The organism is Marinobacter maritimus, from assembly GCF_007671675.1.
GTDB lineage: Bacteria > Pseudomonadota > Gammaproteobacteria > Pseudomonadales > Oleiphilaceae > Marinobacter > Marinobacter maritimus.
The window spans coordinates 60,399-84,986 of sequence record NZ_VCGW01000006.1 but is presented as its reverse complement, the minus strand read 5'-3'; the positions used below and the strand labels follow the sequence as shown (position 1 = coordinate 84,986).

The following is a 24,588-nucleotide window of genomic DNA, read 5'->3' as shown; positions in this document are numbered from 1 at the left end:
GGAAAAAATCCGGCCGGTAAATATCTCACCGGCCTGCCGACTCTATCAAGAGGACTGTACCGTGATCGATTCAGACGGTTTCAGACCCAACGTCGGAATCATTCTGGCCAACCACCGGGGAGAAGTTCTCTGGGCAAGACGAATAGGGCAGGACTCCTGGCAGTTTCCCCAAGGCGGTATTAATCATGAAGAATCGCCGGAAGATGCACTGTACCGGGAGCTTGGAGAGGAAGTTGGCTTGGGCGCCGATGATGTTGAAATCATCAGTTGTACCCGGGGCTGGCTGAGATACCGCCTTCCCAGAAGGATGGTACGGCACAACTCGCACCCCGTCTGCGTGGGGCAAAAACAGAAATGGTTCCTGCTGAGGATGTTATCACCCGATGCGCAAGTACGCGTTGACGGTACGGATTCACCGGAATTCGACGGTTGGCAGTGGGTAAGCTACTGGTACCCGTTAGGTCAGGTGGTTTCGTTCAAGCGTGAAGTGTATCGACGTGCGCTGAGAGAGCTTGCACCAAGGCTGTTCTACGACATGGAACAGTGGCACCGGAGCGAGCATAACCGGCGTTTAAAGGAACAGGCGAAATGACGGACTGACAACCCCATGCTGAGTATTCTGCGAAGTCTTGTACAAGAGGTAAACAGCGCCCGGGACCTTCCTGAGGCGCTGGGTATTATTGTATCTCGTGTGCAGAAAGCCATGGGCACCGAAGTCTGCTCGGTTTATCTTTTGGACCCGGCTTCCAACCGCTATATTCTGATGGCAACCGAAGGCCTGTATCTGAAAGCCGTAGGCAAAGTGAGCCTTGCGCATTCGGAGGGACTTGTCGGCCTTGTGGGTTCCCGGGAAGAGCCGATCAATCTCGAAGATGCGCCATCCCACCCCCGCTATCGTTATTTTCCCGAGACCGGCGAAGAGCGTTTCCGCTCCTTTCTCGGGGTTCCCATTATCCACCATCGTCGGGTGCTCGGCGTTCTCGTGGTTCAGCAGCGGGAGAGTTCCCGGTGTTTTGACGAAGGCGAAGAGGCGTTTCTGGTTACGGTTTCCGCTCAGCTGGCGGGTGTTATTGCTCACAGTGAAGCGACCGGTGCCATCAGCGGCCTTTCTCTGACCGGTGAGGAAGCCCGAGATGTCAGCTTCAACGGTGTGCCGGGGGCACCTGGTGTTGCCATAGGTCATGGCGTCGTGGTCTATCCGGCCGCCGACCTGGATGTGGTTCCCGACAGGCCGGCGGAGGACATTGACGTCGAGCTGGAGTTATTCCAGTCGGCTGTGCAAGCGGTCTGCGCGGACATCGAGCAGGTTGCAAAGCGGCTGACTTCAACGCTTCGCCCGGAAGAATTGGCGCTGTTTGATGTGTATCTTCGCATGCTGAGCGATGAAGCCTTGCCCGGTGAAGTTAATAACCGAATCCGTGAGGGTATCTGGGCTCAGGGTGCGCTCAAACAGGTAGTTCAGCATTACGTTCGTCATTTCGAAATGATGGACGACCATTATCTCCGGGAAAGAGCGGTCGATATCCGCGATCTTGGCCGCCGCCTGCTTTCCTATTTGCAGGAAGGCGAGCAGAAAGATCTGAATTATCCAGAGCGCACGGTTCTGGTCAGTGAAGAGCTGACACCTGCCATGCTTGGAGAGGTGCCCCGGGGGCAGTTGGTCGGCCTGGTGTCGGTCAAGGGCTCCAGTAACTCCCACGTCGCCATTCTTGCCCGCGCAATGGGTGTGCCCACCGTTATGGGGCTGGTGGATATTCCGGTTAACCAGCTTGATGGCAAAGAGCTGATCGTTGATGGCTTTGAGGGGCAGATCTTCGCTTCCCCTTCTGCAGATCTCAGGGCGTTTTTTCAGGCTATTTGCGAAGAAGAGGACGAGCTTGACCGCGGACTCGAAGCGCTTCGGGACAAGCCCTGCGTCACAACGGACGGCCACCGGGTACCTCTGCTGGTCAATACCGGATTGATGACCGACGTTGTGCGCTCTCTGTCTCACGGTGCAGAGGGTATAGGTCTTTATCGCACCGAAGTGCCATTCATGATCAAAGATCGCTTTCCGTCAGAACAGGAGCAGCGGCAGTATTACCGCGAGCAGCTGGAAGCCTTTGCGCCGAACCCGGTGACCATGCGTACGCTGGATATCGGCGGAGACAAGGCGCTGACGTATTTCCCGATCGAGGAAGAAAACCCGTTTCTGGGCTGGAGGGGCATCCGGGTGACGCTGGATCATCCCGAGATCTTCCTGGTTCAGGTGCGAGCCATGCTCAAGGCGAGCGAGGGCCTGAATAACCTTCAGGTCATGCTGCCGATGATCAGCAACATTTCCGAAGTTGAGGAATCTCTGCACCTGATTTACCGGGTTTATCACGAGGTGCGGGAAGAAGGCTTTGACATCCATATGCCCAAGGTAGGCGTAATGGTAGAGATACCGGCGGCGGTATACCAGATTCGAGAACTGGCTGATCGCGTCGATTTTCTCTCGGTGGGCTCCAACGATCTGACTCAATATCTTCTGGCGGTAGACCGCAACAACCCTCGCGTTGCCCAACTCTACCACTCATATCACCCAGCTGTTCTTCAGGCTCTGGTGCGAATTGCCCAGGATGCTCATGCCGTCGGCAAGCCGGTAGGCATCTGCGGCGAGCTGGCGGGGGACCCCGGCGGCGCACTGCTGCTGATGGCCATGGGCTACGATTCCCTGTCCATGAATGCGGCCAGTTTGCCGAAAGTAAAGTCGGTGATTCGCAGTGTCAGCCGGGAGTGGGCGGTGACGTTATTGAAAGACGTCCTGTTGCTGGATTCTCCTCACGTTATCAAAAGTTGTGTGGATCTTGCGTTGCGCAATGCCGGCTTTGGTCGCTACCTCCGACCTGGCAAGTCTACGTCGGCGGCCTTGGCGGAGAAGGCAGCGTCCTGAAAGCGCACTTGGAACTAGGGTGCGAGCTCTAAACCGGGTTGTTACTCTGTGAGATATACAGTGCCGAGAGTCCGCTCTGGCTCTTTATCCGGAAAAGGAACAGCTATGAAAGCGCCAACCGATCTAAAACCTTCTCCACGCATTGGGCTCGCGCTCGGTGGCGGGGGGCCGTTGGGTGGTATTTACGAAATCGGCGCACTTCGGGCGCTCGATGAAGCGCTGGATGGGCTGGACTTCAATAGCATCGACGTTTATGTCGGCGTTAACGCCGGTTCGTTTGTTGCGGCCAACCTGGCTAACCAGATGACCACAGCGCAGCTGTGCCGGATCTTTGTCCGGAACGAAGCCGAAGTTCACCCTTTTCACCCGGACGTGTTCTTCCGCCCGGCTTTCAAGGAAATAGGGAGTCGGATGCTGGCGATGCCAAGGCTATTTTCTACCGCCTTGCGCCGTTTTATCAATAATCCCTACGACCAGAGTCTGCTCGAAGCCCTTACGCTCATGGCGCAGGCGGTTCCAGCCGGACTTTTCGATAATGAGGGGTTGCATGAGTACCTCAAGCGGGCGTTTTCCATGCTGGGGCGCTCAAACGATTTCCGGCAACTGAAGCGCAGTCTCTACATTGTTGCTGCCGACGTTGAAAGCACAGAGGCTGTGTGTTTTGGTGCTCCCGGGTTTGACCATGTGCCGATTTCCAGAGCCATTCAGGCGAGTACAGCGTCGCCAGGCCTGTATGTGCCTGTCGACATAGATGGTCGGTATTACGTGGACGGAACCCTGCGCAAAGGCCTGCATGCTTCGGTAGCGTTTGAAGACGGTGCTGATCTGGTTTTCGCGGTAAATCCCCAGGTGCCGATTGACGCCAGTGCTGCGGTGAGGGCCGGAACCATGGCGCCGGGGGAGTTGACCCGTTCAGGCATGCCGAATCTGCTGTCGCAGATGTTCCGCACCATGGTGTATTCCCGCATGAAATCAGGAATCGCGCACTACGCGACGGATTATCCGGATAAAGATATTTTGTTGTTCGAACCCACCAGAGACGACGCCAAGCTGTTTTTCTCAAACGTGTTCAGTTTCCAGTCACGCAGAATGGTTTGCGAGCACGCTTATCAAATGACTCGTCGGGATCTGCTGAACCGGGCAGACGAGCTGGAGCCAAAGTTAGCGAAATACGGTATCAGGCTTCGTCGGGACAGGCTCGAAGATGAACAGCGCACAATAAGTACCAGCCTTTATGGCGAAATGCTGCCGTTGTATGTGGCCAAGAGCAGGCAGAAAAAAGCGGCGGGGAAAGGCAAGCTGGTGGCCGGACTGGAAAATGTCACCCAGTTGTTTTCAAAAGCAGAATAACTGACCGGACCAAGGGCATACAACACCCCTGATCCGGCAGTTTCCGATCCGCACTGATCAGAGTATATAGCGGCTCAGGTCCTCATCTTCCGACAGCTCTCCAAGCTTTTCATTCACGTAGTCAGCAGTCACTTCAAACATCTCCGTTACGCCATCTCCGGCATCGAACGACAAGCTCTCGAGCAACCGCTCCAACACAGTATGGAGGCGTCTGGCACCGATATTCTCGGTGGTCTCGTTCACCTTCCAGGCAATCTCGGCAATGCGGGCGATGGCATCTTCGCTGAACGTCAGCTTAACGCCTTCGGTGGCCATCAGCGCTTCGTATTGTTGAACCAGCGATGCGTCCGGTTCTGTGAGAATGCGCTTGAAATCGTCGGGGCTGAGAGCCTGAAGCTCCACCCGGATTGGCAGGCGGCCCTGAAGCTCCGGAATCAGATCTGATGGTTTGGACAGGTGGAACGCGCCCGAGGCAATGAACAGAATGTGATCCGTGCGCACCGAGCCGTATTTGGTGCTTACAGTGCTGCCCTCAATCAGCGGCAAAAGATCCCGTTGAACCCCTTCCCGGGAAACATCTGAAGAAGTGTTTTCCGAGCGCTTGGCCACCTTGTCAATTTCATCAAGAAACACAATGCCATTCTGTTCCACTGCGAGTATGGCTTTGTGTTTGATCGATTCTTCATTGACCAACTTGGCGGCTTCTTCTTCCTTCACCCGTTTGAGGGCTTCCGCCACCTTCATTTTCCGGGGCTTGGATTTGTCCGCAGCCATGTTGGAAAACATGCTCTGCAGTTGGTTGGTCATCTCCTCCATACCCGGCGGTGCCATGATCTCAACACCGGCGGCCGAGCTGCGAAGATCAATTTCAATTTCCTTGTCGTCCAGCTCACCTTCTCGCAGTTTCTTCCGGAAAAGCTGGCGCGTGGACGAATCCTCTGAGGTCTTCTGGCTGTCTTCGTCAAAGCTTCGGGGCGGTGGAATCAGGGCGTCCAGAATGCGGTCTTCGGCAGCGTCCAGGGCTCTTTCTTCGTGGCGCTTCATTTCCTGAACGCGCAGCATTTTAACCGCCATGTCGGCCAGATCACGGATAATGGATTCCACGTCGCGCCCAACATAGCCCACCTCGGTAAATTTGGTGGCTTCCACTTTCAGGAAGGGCGCATCGGCCAACTTGGCCAGACGACGGGCAATTTCAGTTTTACCTACGCCAGTGGGGCCAATCATCAGAATGTTCTTGGGTGTAACCTCATCGCGGAGGGTGCTGTCCAGTTGCATCCGGCGCCAGCGGTTTCTGAGGGCAATCGCCACGGCCCGCTTGGCCTCTTGCTGACCCACGATGTGTTTATTGAGCTCGTGAACAATCTCACGGGGAGTCATTGCAGGCATGATTACTCCGGATCGGTCGTTTTGGAAGGCGCTTCTTTGGAAAGCAATTCGATCGTGCGATTATGATTTGTGTAGATGCAGATATCCGCCGCTATATCCAGACCCTTCTCCACAATCTCGTGGGCGGAAAGCTGGGTATTTTCAAGCAGTGCGCGGGCAGACGCCTGCGCAAACGGACCGCCGGAACCAATAGCGATCAACCCCTGCTCGGGCTCGATCACGTCGCCATTCCCGGTGATAATCAGAGACGCCGTTTTATCTGCCACCGCCAGAAGCGCTTCCAGTCGTCGCAAAGCTCTGTCTGTACGCCAGTCTTTGGCAAGTTCAACGGCTGCTCTCGTGAGGTTCCCATTGTGTTTCTCAAGCTGGGCCTCAAATCGCTCAAACAGAGTAAAAGCATCCGCAGTGCCTCCTGCAAACCCCGCAATCACCTGGCCATTATAAAGACGGCGAACCTTGCGGGCGTTACCTTTCATCACGGTATTCCCCAGAGAAACCTGGCCGTCGCCACCCATGGCAACTTCGTCATCGCGTCTGACGGAAAGTATGGTAGTCATTAGGGCTCCAATTGCCTGATAAAAATCGGTATTGGCCAGTTATGGAGGCAGGATAGAGGAATTCAAGTAGTTCGGGGAAGAGGCTGTGGCGCAGGGCTTTCCAAAACACGCTGTGAATACGTCCGTGTACGCTCGGCTCCGCCATCCATGGCTCCGCACGGTTTTGGAAAGCCCTGCGCCACAGCCTCCCATTGTCCTCGGGGAACACTTAACCCTGCTTGGGAACCTTCCGTATAAGCGGCTGAATGTTAATAGACACCAGCTTGTCGATCGCCGAACTCATCTGACTTCGGGATGCGAACGGGCCAACATTCACGCGGTACCACACAGAGCCGCTATCAAGCTCTATGCGCTGCACGCCAGCCCTCAGCCCCTGGAAGGCAATCTGCGCGCGCTGGCGCTCGGCGTCTTCCTTGCTGCGGAACGAGCCGGACTGCACCAGGTAGTCGAAATCCTGCTTGGTCGGACCGGGGGTGTACTCTTCTACCTTCGGGGGAATAACCTCCGATTCCGGAAGCATCTCATAAAACCGGAAGCCCGGCTTTTTCTCGACCTGTTTGGTCGTTGTGGCGGCAGGAGGCGGCGCCGATTTTTCGGTTGTCGTTCGCGGTTGCGGCCCACCGCTGGTGGGCACGGAGTTCAGGTAGACAATGAACCCGATAAACCCGCCAACAGTCGCCAATGACAGAATCCATTTCAAAGACAAGCCTCCGCGTTGGGATCGAGCCGGCGCTGCCGGTTTGGTGCGCTTGTTCTGGGCGCGAACAGGCTTGGTCGGTTTTCTCTTGGCGGTGGCTGATGGTGAGCCAGACCGGTTTTTGCGCGCGTAATCTCGGGACATTTTCGTTACTTACATCTCTTCCGGTGCGCTGACACCCAGCAGATCAAGCCCGTTTGCAATTACCTGGCGTACCGCGAGGTAGAGGCTGACGCGGGCATCGCGCACTGCTGTGTCTTCAATCAACACTTTATGGGCGTTGTAATAGGTGTGGAACTGTCCTGCCAGATCCCTCAGGTAGTGCGTGAGGTGATGTGGTTCGCGCTGGGTGGCGGAGTTGGCGACCAGTTCCGGGTACTTTGCCAGTTGGTTTGCCAGTTCTTTTTCTTCATCCAGCGTGAGTAACGACAGGTCGCCCACGCATTCGTTAAGCCCGCGGTCGACACCCTCTGTCGCCAGTTTCCGCAGCACGCTGCAAATGCGGGCATGGGCATATTGAATGTAATAAACCGGGTTTTCATTGGTCTGGGAACGCGCCAAGTCAATATCGAAGGTCAATTGGGAATCAACCCGCCTTGCAGCAAGGAAGAAGCGGGTAGCATCCCGGCCCACTTCGTCGATCAGGTCCCGGATGGTGACGTAACTACCGGCGCGCTTGGAAATTTTCACTTCCTGGCCGGAGCGGGTAACCATGACCATCTGGTGCAGAACATAATCCGGCCAGCCTTGAGGAATACCTGCGTTCAATGCCTGCAGACCAGCACGAACGCGGGTGACTGTGGAATGATGGTCGGCGCCCTGTTCGTTGATGACGGTAGTAAAGCCGCGCTGCCATTTATCCATATGGTAGGCCACATCTGGCAGGAAGTAGGTGTAGCCACCGTCTTTCTTGCGCATGACCCGGTCTTTATCGTCGCCGAACTCTGTGGTTTTCAGCCACAGCGCGCCGCCGTCTTCGTAGGTATAGCCGTTGTCCTGGAGACGTTTTACAGCCGCTTCCACCTTGCCGTCCTGGTACAGGGACGATTCGAGGAAATACACATCAAACTGGACACCGAACGCTTTCAGGTCCAGATCCTGCTCCCGGCGCAGATAAGCCACGGCAAATTCCTGAATGGCTGACCTGTCTTCGGGATCCGCGCTGGCGGTTACTTCCCGGTCATCTGCGGTTACGGTATCGCCCGCCAGATAGGCCTTTGCAACATCGCTAATGTAGTCGCCGCGGTAACCGTCTTCCGGCCAGCTTTCGTCCTCAGGTGTCAGACCTTTGACACGTGCCTGTACCGAGAGTGCGAGATTGTTGATCTGGGCGCCCGCGTCGTTGTAGTAGAACTCGCGGGTAACCTCGTAGCCGTTGGCTTCCAGTAGCCGGCAAAGACAGTCGCCAATGGCCGCGCCGCGTCCGTGGCCCACATGCAGCGGGCCGGTTGGGTTGGCAGAGACAAACTCCACCTGAACTTTTTCCCCTTTGCCGCTGCTATTGCGTCCGAACTGGCCAGCTTCACCGAGAACGGTATCAACGACCCCGAACGCACTGGCTGTGCTCATGAAGAAGTTGATAAAACCGGGGCCTGCAATCTCCACTTTCTCCACAGCGCTGCTCTCGGGTAATTTCCCGATCAGCATTTCGGCCAGCTTGCGTGGTGCACACCCCGCCGTTTTCGCGGCGACCAAGGCGATGTTGCAGGCATAATCCCCGTGGGACTTATCTTTGGTGTTGCCCACTTGCGGCGTATAGGTCTGATCGGCAGGCAGCGCGCCCTCTGACTGAAGGGCGGCCAGGGCAGACTGGAGCAGGTCGGAAACGGTCTCTTTCATGCTGTGGGGTGACTCGGGTTGTATAAATGAGGAGGCGGTAAGCAAAAACGCCCACCGAAAATTCGATGGGCGCCATTATCGCGGAAAGTTGTTTTGTAAGCAAAATGCCCAGCGCGCAACCGGGCTTTTTGATGAGGGTTTTAGTTTACTGGCATTGGGTCACAGTATTATATTTACTCTGACTCCCCCCTGGGGGAGCGCTGGCATTCAGGTCTTCCGCCGAGCAGGGCAGCCTGTAGTCAGTGCTTGCCGATGATGAGAAGCCGGATACTGCTGAGGTTGCCGTTAATCGAACGTCTACCCAGTTGCACTCCCCTTTAGGGTAAAGAACGTTAAACTGAATAGAGCCGCTATCGTCAGTTTGCACAGTTGTTGGAACGCTCGCCGGGTTAGCTATTTGAATGCCGTTGTTGGCGTCTGCAAAATTTGTGTCACATGTGGTTGTTATTGTTGGTGTAAATTTCGGATCTGCATTGTCGTCTCTGTCGTAGGAACCTTTGCTAAACCTAAGAGGAATAATGCTAAGTTCGACTGTTTGATTTATCGATGCGTTGCCGTTTGCGTCAGTGACAAGAATGCCCCAAGGTTGTTCATAGAAAGTTTCATTCTTCTCAAAGATCTCATTACCTGTGCCGATCGTAATCGTTAGCGCTTTTCCGGCTACCGTTAGCTGCTCAGTGTCAGAAATGGTTGAACCATTTTCTTTTTCTGCAACGGCTGTGATCGTTATGTCCTGTCGCCCACTCGTACCATCGCTAGACTGGTATGTGGTTGACGCACGACCTTGGCTGTCAGTGATCGCTGAGCCCGGTGAAAGAGTCCCGTTGGTAATATCGCTGAGGCTAAAGGTAATGCGAGCATTTTTGACCTTGTTGCCGCTGTCGTCTTTTATAGTCGCAACAAGCGTTGTCTGGTCGTTAGTGCTTATCTGGGTGCGCGTTGCTCGCAGTTCGATGGTTTCTGGCGAAAGTGCGACAAACTCAACGCTACGCTGGGTAGAAATTCCAGGATTACCGGAGCTGTCAATTTCTGTCGCGGTAATAAGTGCTTGACCGGCATTGTTTGATTTGATTTGAACGGTTGCCTGTCCAGATGCATTGGTTGAAATCTTCTGGACAGTATCGTTGTTTGCGAATGTGCCGCGAGTCGTTGAAAACTCGATATCGCCACCGTTTACTGCGGCACCATTCTGGTTCCAAGTGACTGTTACTGTTTCGGTAATAGGAGCGTTCTGGCTATCAAGTCCGATTTCTATCTCCTGCCCTTGTGGTGGAGTGTCGAATACGAAGCTGTCCTCGGAGATCGTCACAGTGCTTTTTGTGCTTACTTTGCTACTGCCTTCATATGCACTAACGGTAATAGTGTCAGTGCCTCCATTGCTGGCAGTTAGAGTGAAGTTGACCGCCCCAGAACCATTTGTGGTCAAGGATGATGCTTGAATAGGGTTATTGCCGGAGCTTGTAACCAAGATGTTTTCGCTCGCTATTCCATTGCCTGCGGAGTCAGTTAATTGAACGAAATAGCTGGCAGCATCTTGGTTGGCTACGGCAGTGGGCCCGCTAATGCTAATAGATGTTCCTGTAACGGCTACGGATATCGTGCTGGATGCTGTTCCTGATTGCGCGGTTACACTGACAGTTCTGTTTCTCGGGTCGCCTTGCGAAGTAAGTATGGCTTGAGCATTGCCAGCCTCACCAGTAACTGAATCGAGTTGTTGGAGAAAGGCATTCTGGTCAGCGGAAAACAAGACAGGGACATCTGGAAGTAAAACGCCACCTGGGCCTCTGACCAGCGCACTGATAGTTGCCCGGTTTTTACCGGCGGTATCAATGGAAGGAATGTCTGTTAGTAATTGTATCGAGCTTGCCTGTGTAGATTGGCTGGAATCGGTTCCGTTATCGGAGCCTGATCCGTTTGTATTATTTCCTCCGGCCAAGGGGGTTGAGCTCTCATCCCCGCCGCAGGCGGCAAGTATGAGAGTCAATGAAATTGCCGCAGCACGCGCAAGGATTTTCCCTGACATTATTTTTCTCCAATTTTCGTTTACAGCACAGGTCTTCTCAGGCTGCGCGTTCGTTCCCGCAGGAAGAGCGCAAGTTTAAATATTTTTAAAGTTTGATGCTTAGTTTGCTGAAAAGCATAGCATAGGTTCCTTGCTTACAATGCTGATTAGTATTCATTTTTGAAATTCTTTGTAACATCCCGAAGGTCAGCGAAAGAGGGGCGTCAGCCGGTTTCCTGAGGATCTACATCAATCATCCATCTAGTCCCTTTCGGGAGCTTTTTCCTCTCAAGCGTCTGGCAAATACCGGTCAGCAGAATGTTTAGCCGTTTCCGGTTATCGGTGTTCAGGACCAGTTGCGCGCGATACCTGTCAGCCCTGCGAGCTATTAGCGCGGGAAGCGGACCCCATATTTCGATGCCGGGCGCCTTGGCGAGTGGTTTTATGCTGTCCAGTATTTGCAGGCTCTGTTCCATCGTATCCGCTTCAGCCCGAAAGATTACCATGGCACGGAAAGGCGGGAACTGGCCGGCCTCGCGTTCTTCAAGAAGTTGGTCAGCCATATCCAGATAACGGCCGTGGCAGAGTGTTTTGAGAAGTGGGTGGTCGCTGTGGCAGGTTTGTACAACCACTTTTCCTGGTTTCGAGCCTCGTCCGGCTCGGCCGCTTACTTGAAGCAGCGTCTGGATCAGTTGTTCGGGGGCCCTGAAATCAACGCTGAAAAGCCCGCCGTCTGCATTGATTACGATCACCAGGGTCACATTGGGGAAGTCGTGACCCTTGGCCAGCATCTGGGTTCCAACAAGGATACAGGGTTTGCCGCTGTCGACCTGTTTCAGAATACTCTGGATGCTCCCCTTGCGCTGAGTGCTATCACGGTCGACCCGCACGATAGGCGTATCCGGGAAATTGGTTGCGAGAATGTCTTCTGTTTGCTCTGTGCCCTGGCCAACCGGCTTGAAAGCGTCGCTTTTGCATTTCGGGCAGGTTTCGGTCGCCGATGCCTGGTATTCGCAGTGGTGGCATCGCATCGCCCGGTCACGACGATGGTAGGTCAGGCGAGTGTCGCAGCGCGGACACTCAACCATATGGCCGCAATCAAAACACATCATGACAGGCGCAAAACCACGACGGTTTACGAAGACCAGTGCCTGGTTGCCACTGTCCAGAGTTTGTCCGAGTGCCTGCAGTACAGGGCGAGATAGCCCTCCCTCGAGTGGCCGGCTGCGTATATCCAGCAGACTGATTGATGGTGGCAGGGCGTTGCCAGCTCGTTCTTCAAGCCGAATGAGTTGATACTTGCCCCCAAGTGCGTTTTGGTATGATTCCAGCGAGGGCGTTGCAGAGCCCAGAATAACCGGGCAGCGGTTCAAATGTGCGCGATACACCGCGACGTCCCGGCCCGAGTAGCGAAAGCCTTCGCCCTGTTTGTAAGAGCTGTCGTGTTCTTCATCAACGATCAGAGTTTTCAATGAGGTAAATGGCAGTAGCACCGCTGAGCGTGTGCCAATGAGAATAACCGGCTCGCCGTTGCGAATTTTCAGCCAGGCGCTCAGGCGTTGGCTGTCGTTGAGAGCCGAGTGCCATACCTGGATGCGCTCGCCAAAATAGCGTTGAAACCGTGCGACGGTTTGCGGTGTCAGGTTTATTTCCGGAACCAGCACCAGCGCCTGATCTTTGGCTGTGAGGTTCTGTTTAAGATAGTGCAGATAGATTTCTGTTTTGCCGCTCCCCGTAATGCCATATAGAAGGGATGCGCTGAAACCGCCCTCCGGCAGTGGCAGCTGGGAAGCAGCCTCGCACTGTGCGTCTGATAACTCCGGAGCGGCTATGGTTTCCGCGTGCCGGCCTTCAGAGATGTCATTCGCTGGTGTGGCAGCTCGAATCAGCTCCTTGTCACATAGTGCTTTCAGCTGCGGGCGGGAAAATCCGGCCTTTATGATGTCGCTACTTTTGGCGCCCTGTTTATGCTGTGCGATCCAGTCCAGCAGGTTTTTTTGCTTATGCGCGTTCGCTGGCAGTGCGGCGCTGCTGCCACAAGCTTGCCACCAGTCCTCGGCCTTCTCCATGGCGGGCCGACCCTTTCGCAACGCGGGAGGCAGCGCTGTGAACAGACATTCGCCCAGCGGGTGCTGGTAGTAGTTGCTGGCCCAGCTCAAAAGCTGAAAGGTTTCGTTCGGAAGTGCAGGCCATTCTTCCAGGGCATTGTGAAGAGGCTTTAAGGAGATTCCTTCTGGTGGCTCAATATTGGTTTCCACGATCAGGCCAATTGCTTGTTGGCGCCCGAAAGGAATTTTCACGCGCTGGCCGGGCGTTACGATGAGTCCCTCAGGCACGAGATAGTCAAAAAGCCTTCTGAGTGGCCGGTTCAGTGCAATGCGAGCTGTGGATGGCACTGAGTGCTCCCTGTGGTAAGGCTTGCCTGCCAGGATAATTGCAAGTAAGATTCGCGGTCTGTTTCCGGCAGGGCATGATTGTGCCCCGTCTTATCATTTGATTCAAACATGCGGTGCCTGGCGCCAGGGCTTTGAAAATTGCCCCGTGATCAGGTAGCGGCATGACCCACAGAGGTTCGCCATGAAAGAAGGTATCCACCCCAAGTACGAAGACATCACTGCAACCTGCTCCTGCGGTAATGTGATCAAGACCCGCTCTACTATCGGTCACGATCTGCAGCTTGACGTTTGTTCACAGTGTCACCCTTTCTACACTGGCAAGCAGAAAGTTATGGACACCGGCGGTCGTATCGACAAGTTCCAGAAGCGCTTTGGTGGTCGTATTGCAGGCAAAAAAGACTGATACAGTCTCAGAGTTTAAAAAAAGCGCCTGAGGGCGCTTTTTTTTGTAGCAGCAAAAATAACTGCTTTGTTTTTGATTGTACGCAATTGGCTGTATTGACTGGTCAGATTTTGTTCGACCTGCCCTTGTCGTTTCGGGGCAGGCGAGCCATAATGGCGCGCTCCTTCAGACAGGCTCCTGTCGTCTGAGGGCTATTACCTTTAAACGTGACAAACGGAACAGTGGCAATGTCTCAAGATCTGAAAGAAGCAGCCCTTGAATATCACGCCAAGCCGCGGCCTGGAAAGATTAGTGTAGAAATCTCCAAGCCGACAGCGACCGCCCGCGACCTTGCTTTGGCATACAGCCCAGGCGTTGCCGAGCCGGTTCGCGAGATCGCGAAGGACCCGGAGAACGCCTACAAGTACACTGCCAAGGGCAACCTTGTAGCGGTTATCTCCGACGGTACGGCGATTCTTGGTCTGGGTAACCTGGGTCCGCTGGCGAGCAAGCCGGTAATGGAAGGCAAAGGCGTACTGTTCAAGCGCTTTGCCGGAATTGACGTGTTCGATATTGAGGTCAACTCCGAAAGCCCGCAGGCGTTTATTGAAACCGTTGAGCGAATTGCTGACACCTTTGGTGGTATTAACCTTGAAGACATCAAGGCACCAGAGTGTTTCGAAATAGAGCGCGCTCTGATCGAGCGGTGCAATGTGCCCATCTTCCACGATGATCAGCACGGCACGGCGATTGTTACAGCGGCCGGCATGATCAACGCCCTTGAACTGCAGGGCAAGAAGATTGAAGAAGCGAAAGTGGTTTGCCTGGGAGCTGGTGCCGCTGCAATCGCTTGTATGAAGTTGTTAATCAGCTGCGGCATTCGCTCTGAAAACATCTTCATGCTCGACCGTAAGGGTGTGATCCACTCGGGTCGTGATGATCTTAATCAGTATAAGGCAATGTTTGCCAATGATACTGACAAGCGAACTCTGGACGATGCAATCGACGGAGCTGATGTGTTCCTCGGTCTTTCTGGTCCGGATTTGCTCACCGGTGAGCAGCTTAGGAAAATGGCGCCGAACCCGGTTGTTTTTGCCTGTTCCAACCCGGACCCGGAAATCGATCCGGCGCTCGCTCGCTCGGTTCGCGATGACTTGATCATGGCTACCGGCCGTTCGGATTACCCGAATCAGGTGAATAACGTTCTTGGTTTTCCGTTTATCTTCCGTGGTGCGCTCGACGTTCGCGCAACCTGCATCAATGAAGAAATGAAAGTCGCTGCGGTAGATGCCATCCGCAAACTTGCCAAAGAGCCGGTTCCGCAGGAAATCTGTGAAGCCTACGGTGCTGACAGCTTTGAGTTTGGTAAAGAGTACATCATTCCCAAACCCATGGATGTCCGTCTTCTGGAAGTTGTGCCGGCGGCTGTTGCCCGTGCTGCGGTGGATTCAGGTGTTGCTCGCAAAGGCTACCCTGCGCACTATCCGCTCAAGAGCATGGATGACATCATCTGATCAGTGACATTATAAGACCACAAAAAAACCGGCGGTGATCCCGCCGGTTTTTTTGTGGTTGCTTGTTTTCTGCGCTGTGGCGGGCGTGTGGGAGTTGCTGCTAAAAAATCTGGCGCGAGAGCCCGTCGCCGTTTCCGCCTGTGCCACCGGGACCACTGTCATCCGCTGCCATTGGCGCTGGCGCATCCTCTTCCTTGAATATCTCAAAAACGCCTTCCTCGCCGGGCCTTGCGCGCTTACCGGTTTCGGGGTTGATGCGAATGTTAACGATGCCGTTCGGCCGCGACATAAATGCCGAAGGCATTCCGTCCAGCGCTACTTTCATGTAATCGACCCAGACGGGCAGGGCAGTGCTTGCGCCGAACTCCCTGCGGCCCAGAGGTGCTGGCTGATCAAACCCTACCCATACAGTGGTGGCAAGGTTGTGATTGAAGCCTGCAAACCAGGTGTCCCGCTGTTCGTTGGTCGTTCCCGTTTTGCCTGCAATGTCATCGCGCCCAAGCGCCAAGGCGCGACGCCCGGTTCCGCGCTTGACGACATCCCGGAGCATCGAATGCAGGATGTAAACCGAGCGCTCATCCGCAAGCCGTCGCATGACCCGTGTATCAGGTTCGGTTTCTGCTGTGACGGCCGGAGACTTGTCGGTTTCATCGTCGGCAGCCACAGGCGCGGTTTCAATCGCGTCGCAGTTCCGGTCACAAAGTACGACGTCCGGGGCGTTGTAAATTGTTTCGCCGTTAACATCCGTAATGCTCTGAATCAGAAAAGGCTCTACGTCGTAGCCCCCGTTAGCTATCACAGCGAGACCTCGAGCTAACTCCATGGGGGAGAGCTGGCCGCTGCCCAGAGAGAGGGACAGGTCTTTGGGCATGTTTTCAACAGGAACCTTGAGCTGCTTGAGGTAGTCCAGTGTCTGCGGGATGCCGACATCTCTTAGCAAACGGATGGAAACCAGGTTCCGTGAGCGGTATAACGCCTCGCGAAGCGGAGTGGGGCCGTAGAATTGTCCCGAGGAGTTCTGTGGGCGCCAAGCGGTTTCGAGTTCCGAGTCGTCAAATACAATGGGGGCATCGTTGTAGATGGTTGCGGGCGTAATGCCGCTTTCCAGCGCTGCAAGATACAGGAAGGGTTTGAAGGTAGAGCCGGGTTGCCGTTTGGCTTGCATGGCGCGGTTGTATTTGCTCTGTCCAAAGCTGTAACCACCCGCGAGCGCCTCAATGGCACCAGTTTTGGCTTCGAGGGAGATCAGCGCGCCTTCGACTCTGGGTACCTGTGCAAGCGAAACGCGGACTGGCTGGCCAATTCCGGATGCTGCGGCTGCCTGTTCTGGCTCGCCGCCCTCGGGCGTTTCTGGTGCTTGCGGCAGTTCGTCTACGCGAACGTAAATAACGTCACCAACGCTTACAACGTCTGAAGGTTTTTCCGGCTTGGGGCCGGTCAGGTTCTCGGTTTTGTAGCGGTTGGCCCATTGCATTGATTCGAATGGCATAACAGCAGGGCCGAATCGGCGCACGTGGGCCAGAGCCTGGTTTTCGTCATCATTGACGGCGGTAATAACAGCCGGCATCAGGGACTCGATTCTCGGGTAGTTCAATATGGCGTTGGAAAGGTCCTCGCTGGCCAGCGTTTCGGCGTCGAGCTGGCCGATGGCGCCCCTGTATCCGTGCCGGCGATCATAGGCTTCAAGACCGCTTCTGAGTGCGTCCGTTGCCATCTGCTGGTCTTTGCCGTCGACGGTCAGTGTGACTGTGTACCCATCGGTATAGGCTTCTTCGCCAAACCGCCTGACCATCTCGGCGCGCGCCATTTCCGCGACATAGTCAGCGTCGACCTCCGTTTCCGTTGCATTGTAGGTGGCGGTGAGGGGGGCTTGAACAGCAAGCTCGTAAGCATCCAGAGTTATAAATTCGAGTTCTTTCATTCGGCCCAGAATCCAGTCTCTACGCTGCATGGCGCGCTGAGGGTTGGCAAGCGGATTATAGGCAGAGGGCGCCTTGGGCAGGCCTGCCAGCATGGCCATCTGTGCGAGAGAGAGTTCGTTGACCGGTTTGTTGTAATAAACGCGGGCAGCGGCGGCGATGCCGTAGGCTCGATTCCCCAGGTAGATCTTGTTCAGGTACAGTTCGAAAATCCGGTTTTTGTCCAGTTCACGCTCTATCTGAACTGCCAGAAGTATCTCGTTGAACTTGCGGATAAACGTCCGATCACGTGACAAAAAGTAATTTTTTGCAACCTGCATTGTGATGGTGCTGCCGCCAGACTGGATCGAGCCGGTAGAAACGAGTTCGATTGCAGCCCGCGCCAATCCTTTGATGTCGACCCCGAAGTGCTCGTAAAAACGTGAGTCTTCAGCCGCCAAAAAGGCTTGTAACTGAATTGTTGGGATCTGTTCGATTGTGATCGGTGCCCTTCTCTTTTCACCGAATTCTGCTATTAATCTGTTGTCTTTGCTATATACCCGTAACGGCGTCTGGAGTTTTATATCCAGAAGTTGTTCGACAGGGGGGAGGCCGGGACGGAGGTAAAGATAGAAGCCTGAGCCTACGATAACGGCGACACTCAGTCCGGTGAGAAATAACCATGCAAAAAGGCGAGATGTACGCAACAAATGAGACATTTTTTTCTGACAACTGTTGGATATAGGTCTATCATTTGAGAAATTGCTTTAGGAAGGATGAGTCGCTTCACCGTCGCAATTGTTCTCAGTTGAAGAAGAGCAAACATTGTAAACGGAATAATGAAGAAATTCTCTTAAATAAAAAACACATAACACATGTAACCGGGTGCATCTAGCCAGGTATAGGGTGAGCGCGTGTTCGGATTGTTCGGAAAGAAATCCAGTGCAGTATTGGGCGTAGATGTGAGTTCAAGCTCCGTCAAGCTCCTTGAGCTGTCTAAGCAGGGCGATCGGTATAAGGTCGAGAGCTACGCCGTTGAGCCTTTACCGGCCAACGCTGTCGTTGAAAAAAACATTACGGATGTTGAAGCGGTTGGTGAAGTCCTTAAAAGGGTAGCTTCCAAATCCCGTACCAGCGTCAAACATGTGGCTATCGCAGTATCTGGTTCGGCGGTCATTACCAAGGTCATCCAGATGGACGGGGGTCTCAACGAGTTCGAGATGGAAGACCAGATTGCTCTTGAGGCAGATCAGTATATTCCATACCCGCTAGACGAAGTTGCGATCGACTTCGAGGTGCAGGGCTCTTCGGAAACCAATCCCGATCAGGTAGATGTGCTCCTTGCGGCGTGCCGCAAAGAGAACGTTGATATCCGTGAAGACGCCCTCGAGATAGCCTCCCTCAATACGAAAATTGTCGATGTTGAAGCTTACGCGCTCGAACGTGCGTACGCGTTGATTGAGTCACAGCTGGACTCCCAGGGCGAAGACCTTGTGGTTGCTATCGTCGATGTGGGTGCCACCATGACCACTTTGAGCGTTCTGGCTGAAGGCAAGACAGTTTATACCCGGGAGCAGATCTTTGGCGGAAAGCAGCTTACCGAAGAGATTCAGCGCCGTTACGGCCTGTCTGTCGAAGAGGCCGGGCTTGCGAAGAAGCAGGGTGGTCTGCCTGATGATTATGAATCCGAAGTGCTTACACCGTTCCGGGAAGCCGTTGTTCAGCAGGTTGCGCGTGCGCTCCAGTTTTTCTTTGGGGCCAGCCAGTATAATGCGGTGGACTACGTGGTGCTCGCCGGCGGTACTGCTTCGATTCAGGGGCTGACAGAAATGGTGGAAGAGAAAACAGGCACACCGACACTGGTCGCGAATCCTTTTGCGGAAATGGCGGTCGGTTCCCGCGTTAACGCATCTGCCCTGAGCAACGATGCTCCTTCGCTGATGATTGCCTGTGGACTGGCAATGAGGAGCTTCGACTGATGGCAAAGATTAACCTCAGGCCTTGGCGCGAAGAGCTCCGGGCAGAGAAGCAGAAACAGTTTGTTGTGATGGTTGTGGGCGCGGCGATTATTGCGGGCGGCCTCACATTCCTCTGGAGCAAAGATCTGGATAGCAGCATTGCGTATCAGCAATCCCGGAATGCCTATATTGAATCTGCCGCCAAGAAGCTGGATGAACAGATTCGCGAAATCGAAAGCCTGAAGCGCAAGCGTGATGAACTGCTTGCCCGCATGAGGGTTATTCAGGACCTTCAGGGCAAGCGCCCTGTGATTGTTCGAGCTTTTGACGAGCTGGTTCGTACCTTGCCCGATGGGTTGTTCTATACAGACCTGAAAAAGACGGGTGACCGTGTGAGCATTGTAGGTATGGCGGAATCGAACAGTCGTGTCTCGACATTAATGCGTCAGTTCGAGGAATCTGATTGGTTTACCAGTCCAAACCTCTCCAATGTGTCTTCGGCTGACAGCCGGCGAGCGGGGTATAGCCAGTTCACTATGACTGTAAATCAAAAAACACCTGAGCCCGAAGGGGAGGGTAAGTAATGAGCCTCGCGGACTCGCTGAAAAGCCTGAATGAATTTGATATCAACGATCTTGATATAAATAACGCCGGTATATGGCCGGCCCCCATCAAGGCCATTGTTGTCCTGATCGTTTTTGGCCTGATTATGGGCGGTGGTTACTGGTTCTTTATCAAAGATCAGTACGTGCAGCTCGACCGGGTGGAGAAGACCGAGAAGGACTTGCGCAAAAAGTACGAAGAGAAAGCCTACCAGGTGGCTAACCTGGAGGTTTTCAAAGCGCAGATGGTTGAGATGGAAGAAACTTTTGGCGCGCTTGTGCGACAGCTTCCTAGTGAGACGGAAGTGCCAGGGCTTCTGGAGGATATTACCAACACAGCTCTGGGCAGTGGGTTGGCGCTTCAGGAAGTGAAACTCCAGGCAGAGCAAAAACGTGATTTCTACTCTGAACTGCCGATCAATATCCGTGTTTCAGGCTCCTATCACGAGCTCGCATCTTTCGTGAGCAGCGTTGCAAGCCTTCCACGGATTGTCACCCTGCATGATTTAACCATTAAACCAACTGGCGGAGACGGTGAGCGACTTGATATGCAAGTTGTCGCGCGTACCTACCGCTACCGGGCTGGAGAATGAGCATGGCAGCAAAGCATGCGGGAAAAGCCTGGCTGGGTGTTTGTCTGGTATCACTCCTGACGGCCTGCTCCCAGGGCAGCGGCTTTTCCGATCTTGACAAGTTTATGGCAGACACGCGAGCCAAGCCTCGAGGACATGTCGAGCCATTGCCGGAATTCAACGCTTACGAGGCGTTCAGTTACTCCGCAGCGGATCGGCGAGCACCATTTGAACCGCCAATAGATGTTCAGCTGACCATGGTTGATGAAAAGCCGGTGAGTGATGTCGAACCTAACCTGGATCGGCCAAACGAAGTCCTCGAAAATTTTGATATCAAGGATCTCGGGATGGTGGGTACGCTCCAGGGCGTATCGGGCGGTCTATTTGCACTGATTCGGGACAACGCAGGTGGTATTCACCGGGTTCGTGCCGGGAACTACATGGGTCAGAATTATGGCCGCGTTATCGGAGTCAGTGAAACCCGGATCGAGCTTATCGAGATCGTTCCCAATGGCCGGGGTGGTTGGGTAGAGCGTCCTCGCTCGCTGACCCTCGACGAAGACGCAGGCTAAGGAGCGGCGGGATGAAAAACGAAAGAAAAATACATATACAAAAAAGTTTGGGGTCGAGGCTAGCGATGTTCAGAAAACTCAATGTATGCGTCAGCGTGATTACTTTTGGGTTGTTATCCAGCCTGGCCAGTGCGGTCACGCTGGAAGACGTGTCGTTTTCGTCGCTACCGGGAGAACGCCTGGAAGTGACGCTCAAATTTGATGGCCAACCACCTGAGCCATCGGGGTACACCATTGAGCGCCCGGCGCGCATTGCCGTGGACCTGAGCGACACCACCAGTGGTTTAAACAGCCGTAGCATTCCTCTGGGGTCTGGAAATGCCCAGAGTATGACAGTGGTAGAAACCAAGGATCGTACCCGCCTGATTTTCAACCTCGTTGAGCTGGCCCCCTACGACACGGTTCGCAAAGATAATTCCCTTGTGATGACCATTGGCGGTGAGTCAGACGGCGGAGCGGTGACGGCCAGTACCTCGATGAACTCTTCGTCTGCGAAACCTTCCAGATCTCCGGATACGCTTGCTGGCGTTGATTTTCGTCGCGGTAAGGACGGAGAGGGTCGCGTAATCGTTGATCTCGGTAGCCCCGGTACTCAAGTGGATCTGTCTGAACTTGGTGGAAAAATTCGTCTCACCATGGACGGAATTGCGGTGCCCGCAGACCTGCGCCGCCGCCTTGACGTGACTGACTTTGCAACACCGGTCAGTCGCATCGATACCTTTGTTGAAGACGGAAATGCGGTGGTCGAGATTCGCCCTGAAGGCAACTACGACTACATTGCCTATCAATCGGGCAGTCAGTTCACGGTCAGCGTTGAAAAGCTGAGCGAGGAAGAAGCCGAATCCCGCCGCGAAGAGAAGTTCCCGTACACCGGCGAAAAGCTGTCGCTCAACTTTCAGGACATAGAAGTTCGTTCGGTGCTGCAGCTGATTGCTGATTTCACAGGTTTGAACCTGGTGGCGAGTGACACGGTTGGCGGCAGCATCACTCTGCGCCTGCAGAACGTTCCCTGGGATCAGGCTCTGGATCTTATCCTTAAAACCAAAGGTTTGGACAAGCGTCAGATCGGCAACGTTTTGCTGGTTGCGCCAGCTGATGAGATTGCAGCACGGGAAAAGCTCGAGCTCGAAACCACTAAGCAGATTGCAGAGCTTGCACCGGTTCGCCTGGACATCGTTCAGGTCAATTATGCCAAGGCCGGTGACATCGTTGCCCTGATCAAGGCGGACGAAGAGTTGATTACCGACCGCGGCTTTGTATCTTCGGACGTCAGAACCAACACCATCAGTGTTCGGGAGTCGTCAGAGAAGCTGGAAGAAATTCGCCGTCTCGTGTCTACATGGGATGTGCCTGTTCGTCAGGTATCTATCGAAGCTCGAATTGTACGTGCGCAGACTAACGTAGCGGAGAACCTCGGTGTTCGCTGGGGTGGTGCCGCATACGATGTAAGCGGAAACAACGTGTTTTCTATTGGTGGTTCTCAGGGGGCGGTTGAAGAAGCCCGCGATGCGGCCGGCGGTGGTACGGGTGGCATCACGTTCCCTGGTGCGCTTGCCGTTGACCTTGGTGTAAGCGGTGATGGTGCATCATCTTTCGCCCTCGGATGGGGTAGCCAGGATTTCCTGGTAGATCTCGAGTTGTCAGCACTCGAAACAGATGGCCAGGCGGAAGTTGTTTCTCAGCCGCGCGTTGTAACGGCTGATCGCCAGACTGCCTCTATAAAGTCGGGTGAAGAGATCCCGTATCAAGAGGCTTCCTCCAGCGGCGCCACTTCTGTTTCGTTCAAAGAAGCAGTGCTTTCTCTGGAAGTAACCCCGCAAATTACACCGGACGATAAAATCATCATGGACTTGGTTGTTAATCAGGACTCTCGTGGTGAAGTAACAGCTGGTATTCCATCGATCAACACTAACGAAGTTACAACACAGGTACTGGTCGGTAACGGCGAAACGGTAGTGCTGGGTGGTGTTTTCCAGTCTGAGGTTGCAACACAAACCACGAAAACTCCATTCCTTGGAGACATTCCTTATCTTGGGCGTTTATTCAAGCGCACAGAGAAGGTCAATGAGCGCAGTGAGCTATTGATCTTTATCACTCCAAAAATTATCAAGAACGACTTGATTCGCTAACTTGAACGGATAAAAAAGCCGCCGCGATAAACCGGCGGCTTTTTTGTGCCTGCAGGTTGTTCGGTGCTCAAGCTGAAGCTTATGCAATCTGCAGCCCTGTGATATTCTCACCCGCCTGAACACTATTGAGCGGAAGTTATGTCTTTGCCCAAACGCGTAGTCCTGGTCGGCCCCATGGGCGCCGGTAAAAGTACGATTGGCCGGATGCTCGCCCGTGAGTTGGGGTACCGATTCCTTGATTCTGACCGAATCATTGAAGAGCGTTGTGGGGCAAATATCCCCTGGATATTCGATGTTGAGGGCGAAGACGGGTTTCGGCAGCGTGAAACTGCCATGCTCTCAGAGTTGTCTGCCGAGCTTCAGACGGTTCTGGCAACCGGCGGGGGCGCCGTTATGCGCGATGAAAATCATGCAGTACTTAAAAAAGACGCTGTGGTGGTTTACCTTAGAACCTCGATAGAGCAACAGGTGGAGCGAACCCGTAAGGATCGCAATCGACCATTGCTGCAGAACGATGACCCTGAAGGTGTCTTACGCCATCTATTCGCCATCAGGGATCCGCTATACGCTGAGCTTGCCGACATTATTATGCATACGGATCGCAAGAGTCCCCGGCTTGTGGTACGCCAGCTCGTAAATCGTATAAATCCCAAAACTCCGCGACAGCAAAGACAGGTGCGAAAGGAAGGCCGCAATCATGTATAACCTGCTTCACGAACTTCTGGTTGACCTGGGAGAGCGCAGTTATCCCATCATAATCGGCGAAGACCTGTTAGGTGACTACGACCTTTCCGGCTACGTTGCTGGTTCTCAGGTGATGATCGTTACCAATGATGTCGTTGGTCCCTTGTATCTGGAACAGGCCAAGGCCTGTTTTCCCGGCAAGAGCGTGGATACAGTTGTGTTGCCGGATGGGGAAAAGCACAAAGACTGGCAGACGCTGAACCTTATTTTTGATGCGTTGCTGGAAAAGCGGCACACTCGAAAAACCACGCTAGTAGCCTTGGGTGGCGGTGTTGTTGGCGATATGGCCGGATTTGCCGCGGCATCTTACCAGCGCGGTGTTCCGTTCTTGCAGATCCCAACCACGCTTTTGTCGCAAGTAGACTCCTCAGTAGGCGGTAAAACAGGCATTAATCATCCGCTGGGAAAGAATATGGTTGGTGCTTTTCATCAGCCTGAAGCGGTATTGATCGATACCGGGACGCTTCAGTCACTGCCGCCGAGAGAAATTTCGGCGGGGCTGGCGGAGGTCATCAAGTACGGACTGATTCGGGACGTGGCGTTTCTTGAATGGTTAGAGCAGGCTATCGATCAGTTGATAGCATGCGACAGCAAAGCTCTGGCGGAAGCGATATTTCGCTCATGTGCCTGTAAGGCGGACGTTGTAGCTCAGGATGAACGTGAGAGCGGGCTCAGAGCTACGCTGAATCTTGGCCACACCTTTGGGCATGCCATTGAGACCTTCGTTGGCTATGGCAACTGGCTGCATGGAGAAGCGGTAGGCACTGGCATGATCATGGCTGCCGATCTGTCTGCGCGGGAGGGCTCAATCAACCAAGCTGATTATGCCCGCATTGTGCGAATCGTCAGCCGGGCCAGCTTACCTGCTTCGCCTCCGGCGGATATGAAGCCAGCCGACTTTATGAACCTTATGGCCGTTGACAAAAAGAATGTTGATGGCCGGCTAACGCTGGTGTTGCTTCGTTCTATTGGGGATGCGGTCGTGACAGCTGAAGCCTCCCCGAAAAATCTTGCAGCAACGCTGAAGGCTTTCTGTCGGCAGGAAAACTGAGCCGAGGTTGTAACAATGCACA

General features: G+C 54.1%; 19 protein-coding genes. 12 read left to right on the top strand and 7 right to left on the bottom strand.

The annotated features are described in order from the left end of the window. Window positions 1–61 precede the first annotated feature (61 nt). From FFI90_RS17985 to FFI90_RS17975, 3 genes are all read left to right on the top strand, one after another. On the top strand, window positions 62–592 hold the full coding sequence (locus FFI90_RS17985; protein ID WP_144780108.1) for an RNA pyrophosphohydrolase: 531 nt from the start codon (window positions 62–64) through the stop codon (window positions 590–592). A gap of 15 nt (window positions 593–607) precedes the next feature. After that, window positions 608–2,914, top strand: a complete 2,307-nt coding sequence (gene ptsP / locus FFI90_RS17980; protein WP_144780106.1) for a phosphoenolpyruvate--protein phosphotransferase — start codon at window positions 608–610, stop codon at window positions 2,912–2,914. Between the two features lie 105 nt (window positions 2,915–3,019). Continuing rightward, window positions 3,020–4,264 carry a patatin-like phospholipase family protein gene (locus FFI90_RS17975; RefSeq protein ID WP_144780104.1) on the top strand — a complete coding sequence of 415 codons (1,245 nt, stop codon included), beginning with the start codon at window positions 3,020–3,022 and terminating at the stop codon, window positions 4,262–4,264. 57 nt (window positions 4,265–4,321) lie between these two features. On the opposite strand, the gene hslU is transcribed toward FFI90_RS17975, so the two are convergent. The 6 genes from hslU to FFI90_RS17945 all read right to left on the bottom strand — a co-directional run bounded on the left by hslU (window position 4,322) and on the right by FFI90_RS17945 (window position 13,144). Further along, on the bottom strand, window positions 4,322–5,653 hold the full coding sequence (gene hslU, locus FFI90_RS17970) for an ATP-dependent protease ATPase subunit HslU (protein WP_144780102.1): 1,332 nt from the start codon (window positions 5,651–5,653) through the stop codon (window positions 4,322–4,324). A gap of 2 nt (window positions 5,654–5,655) precedes the next feature. Next, window positions 5,656–6,210, bottom strand: a complete 555-nt coding sequence (gene hslV, locus FFI90_RS17965) for an ATP-dependent protease subunit HslV (RefSeq protein WP_144780100.1) — start codon at window positions 6,208–6,210, stop codon at window positions 5,656–5,658. Between the two features lie 208 nt (window positions 6,211–6,418). Further along, the gene (locus FFI90_RS17960) at window positions 6,419–7,051 is read right to left on the bottom strand and encodes an SPOR domain-containing protein (protein ID WP_144780098.1); all 633 of its coding nucleotides are present in this window, start codon (window positions 7,049–7,051) and stop codon (window positions 6,419–6,421) included. A gap of 9 nt (window positions 7,052–7,060) precedes the next feature. Further along, a complete protein-coding gene (argS, locus tag FFI90_RS17955; protein WP_144780097.1) occupies window positions 7,061–8,746 on the bottom strand; it encodes an arginine--tRNA ligase in 1,686 nt (561 codons plus the stop codon). Between the two features lie 145 nt (window positions 8,747–8,891). Continuing rightward, complete coding sequence (locus FFI90_RS17950; protein ID WP_144780094.1) at window positions 8,892–10,769, bottom strand: Ig-like domain-containing protein; 1,878 nt, start codon at window positions 10,767–10,769, stop codon at window positions 8,892–8,894. A 203-nt stretch (window positions 10,770–10,972) separates the two neighbouring features. Next, complete coding sequence (locus tag FFI90_RS17945) at window positions 10,973–13,144, bottom strand: primosomal protein N' (RefSeq protein WP_144780092.1); 2,172 nt, start codon at window positions 13,142–13,144, stop codon at window positions 10,973–10,975. A gap of 181 nt (window positions 13,145–13,325) precedes the next feature. Here FFI90_RS17945 and rpmE point away from each other — a divergent pair, with 181 nt between their 5' ends. Both rpmE and FFI90_RS17935 read left to right on the top strand, forming a co-directional pair. Then, window positions 13,326–13,547, top strand: coding sequence for a 50S ribosomal protein L31 (rpmE, locus tag FFI90_RS17940; RefSeq protein ID WP_144780090.1), 222 nt, complete (start codon window positions 13,326–13,328; stop codon window positions 13,545–13,547). Between the two features lie 227 nt (window positions 13,548–13,774). After that, window positions 13,775–15,040 carry a malic enzyme-like NAD(P)-binding protein gene (locus FFI90_RS17935; protein WP_144780088.1) on the top strand — a complete coding sequence of 422 codons (1,266 nt, stop codon included), beginning with the start codon at window positions 13,775–13,777 and terminating at the stop codon, window positions 15,038–15,040. A gap of 100 nt (window positions 15,041–15,140) precedes the next feature. Here the strand turns inward: FFI90_RS17935 and FFI90_RS17930 are convergent, their stop codons facing one another. Beyond that, complete coding sequence (locus FFI90_RS17930) at window positions 15,141–17,657, bottom strand: penicillin-binding protein 1A (protein ID WP_144780086.1); 2,517 nt, start codon at window positions 17,655–17,657, stop codon at window positions 15,141–15,143. A 195-nt stretch (window positions 17,658–17,852) separates the two neighbouring features. Between FFI90_RS17930 and FFI90_RS17925 the strand changes: the two genes are divergently transcribed. The 7 genes from FFI90_RS17925 (at window position 17,853) to aroB (ending at window position 24,566) form a co-directional block, all read left to right on the top strand. Beyond that, entirely contained in the window at window positions 17,853–18,917 is a 1,065-nt protein-coding gene (locus FFI90_RS17925; RefSeq protein ID WP_144780084.1) for a pilus assembly protein PilM, read from the top strand. After that, complete coding sequence (locus FFI90_RS17920; protein WP_144780082.1) at window positions 18,917–19,480, top strand: PilN domain-containing protein; 564 nt, start codon at window positions 18,917–18,919, stop codon at window positions 19,478–19,480. Before FFI90_RS17925 ends, FFI90_RS17920 begins: the two co-directional genes overlap by 1 nt. Continuing rightward, on the top strand, window positions 19,480–20,091 hold the full coding sequence (locus FFI90_RS17915) for a type IV pilus inner membrane component PilO (RefSeq protein WP_144780080.1): 612 nt from the start codon (window positions 19,480–19,482) through the stop codon (window positions 20,089–20,091). The genes FFI90_RS17920 and FFI90_RS17915 overlap by 1 nt, the downstream gene beginning before the upstream one ends. A gap of 2 nt (window positions 20,092–20,093) precedes the next feature. After that, window positions 20,094–20,642, top strand: coding sequence for a pilus assembly protein PilP (locus tag FFI90_RS17910; RefSeq protein WP_144780078.1), 549 nt, complete (start codon window positions 20,094–20,096; stop codon window positions 20,640–20,642). Window positions 20,643–20,707: 65 nt separating this feature from the next. After that, window positions 20,708–22,771, top strand: coding sequence for a type IV pilus secretin PilQ (locus tag FFI90_RS17905; RefSeq protein ID WP_186318017.1), 2,064 nt, complete (start codon window positions 20,708–20,710; stop codon window positions 22,769–22,771). Window positions 22,772–22,909: 138 nt separating this feature from the next. Then, window positions 22,910–23,476: a shikimate kinase AroK gene (aroK, locus tag FFI90_RS17900; RefSeq protein ID WP_144780074.1), complete on the top strand. Its 567-nt coding sequence runs from the start codon at window positions 22,910–22,912 to the stop codon at window positions 23,474–23,476. Beyond that, window positions 23,469–24,566 (top strand): 3-dehydroquinate synthase, encoded by a 1,098-nt coding sequence (aroB, locus tag FFI90_RS17895; RefSeq protein WP_144780072.1) that lies wholly within the window; start codon window positions 23,469–23,471, stop codon window positions 24,564–24,566. Before aroK ends, aroB begins: the two co-directional genes overlap by 8 nt. Window positions 24,567–24,588 lie beyond the last annotated feature (22 nt).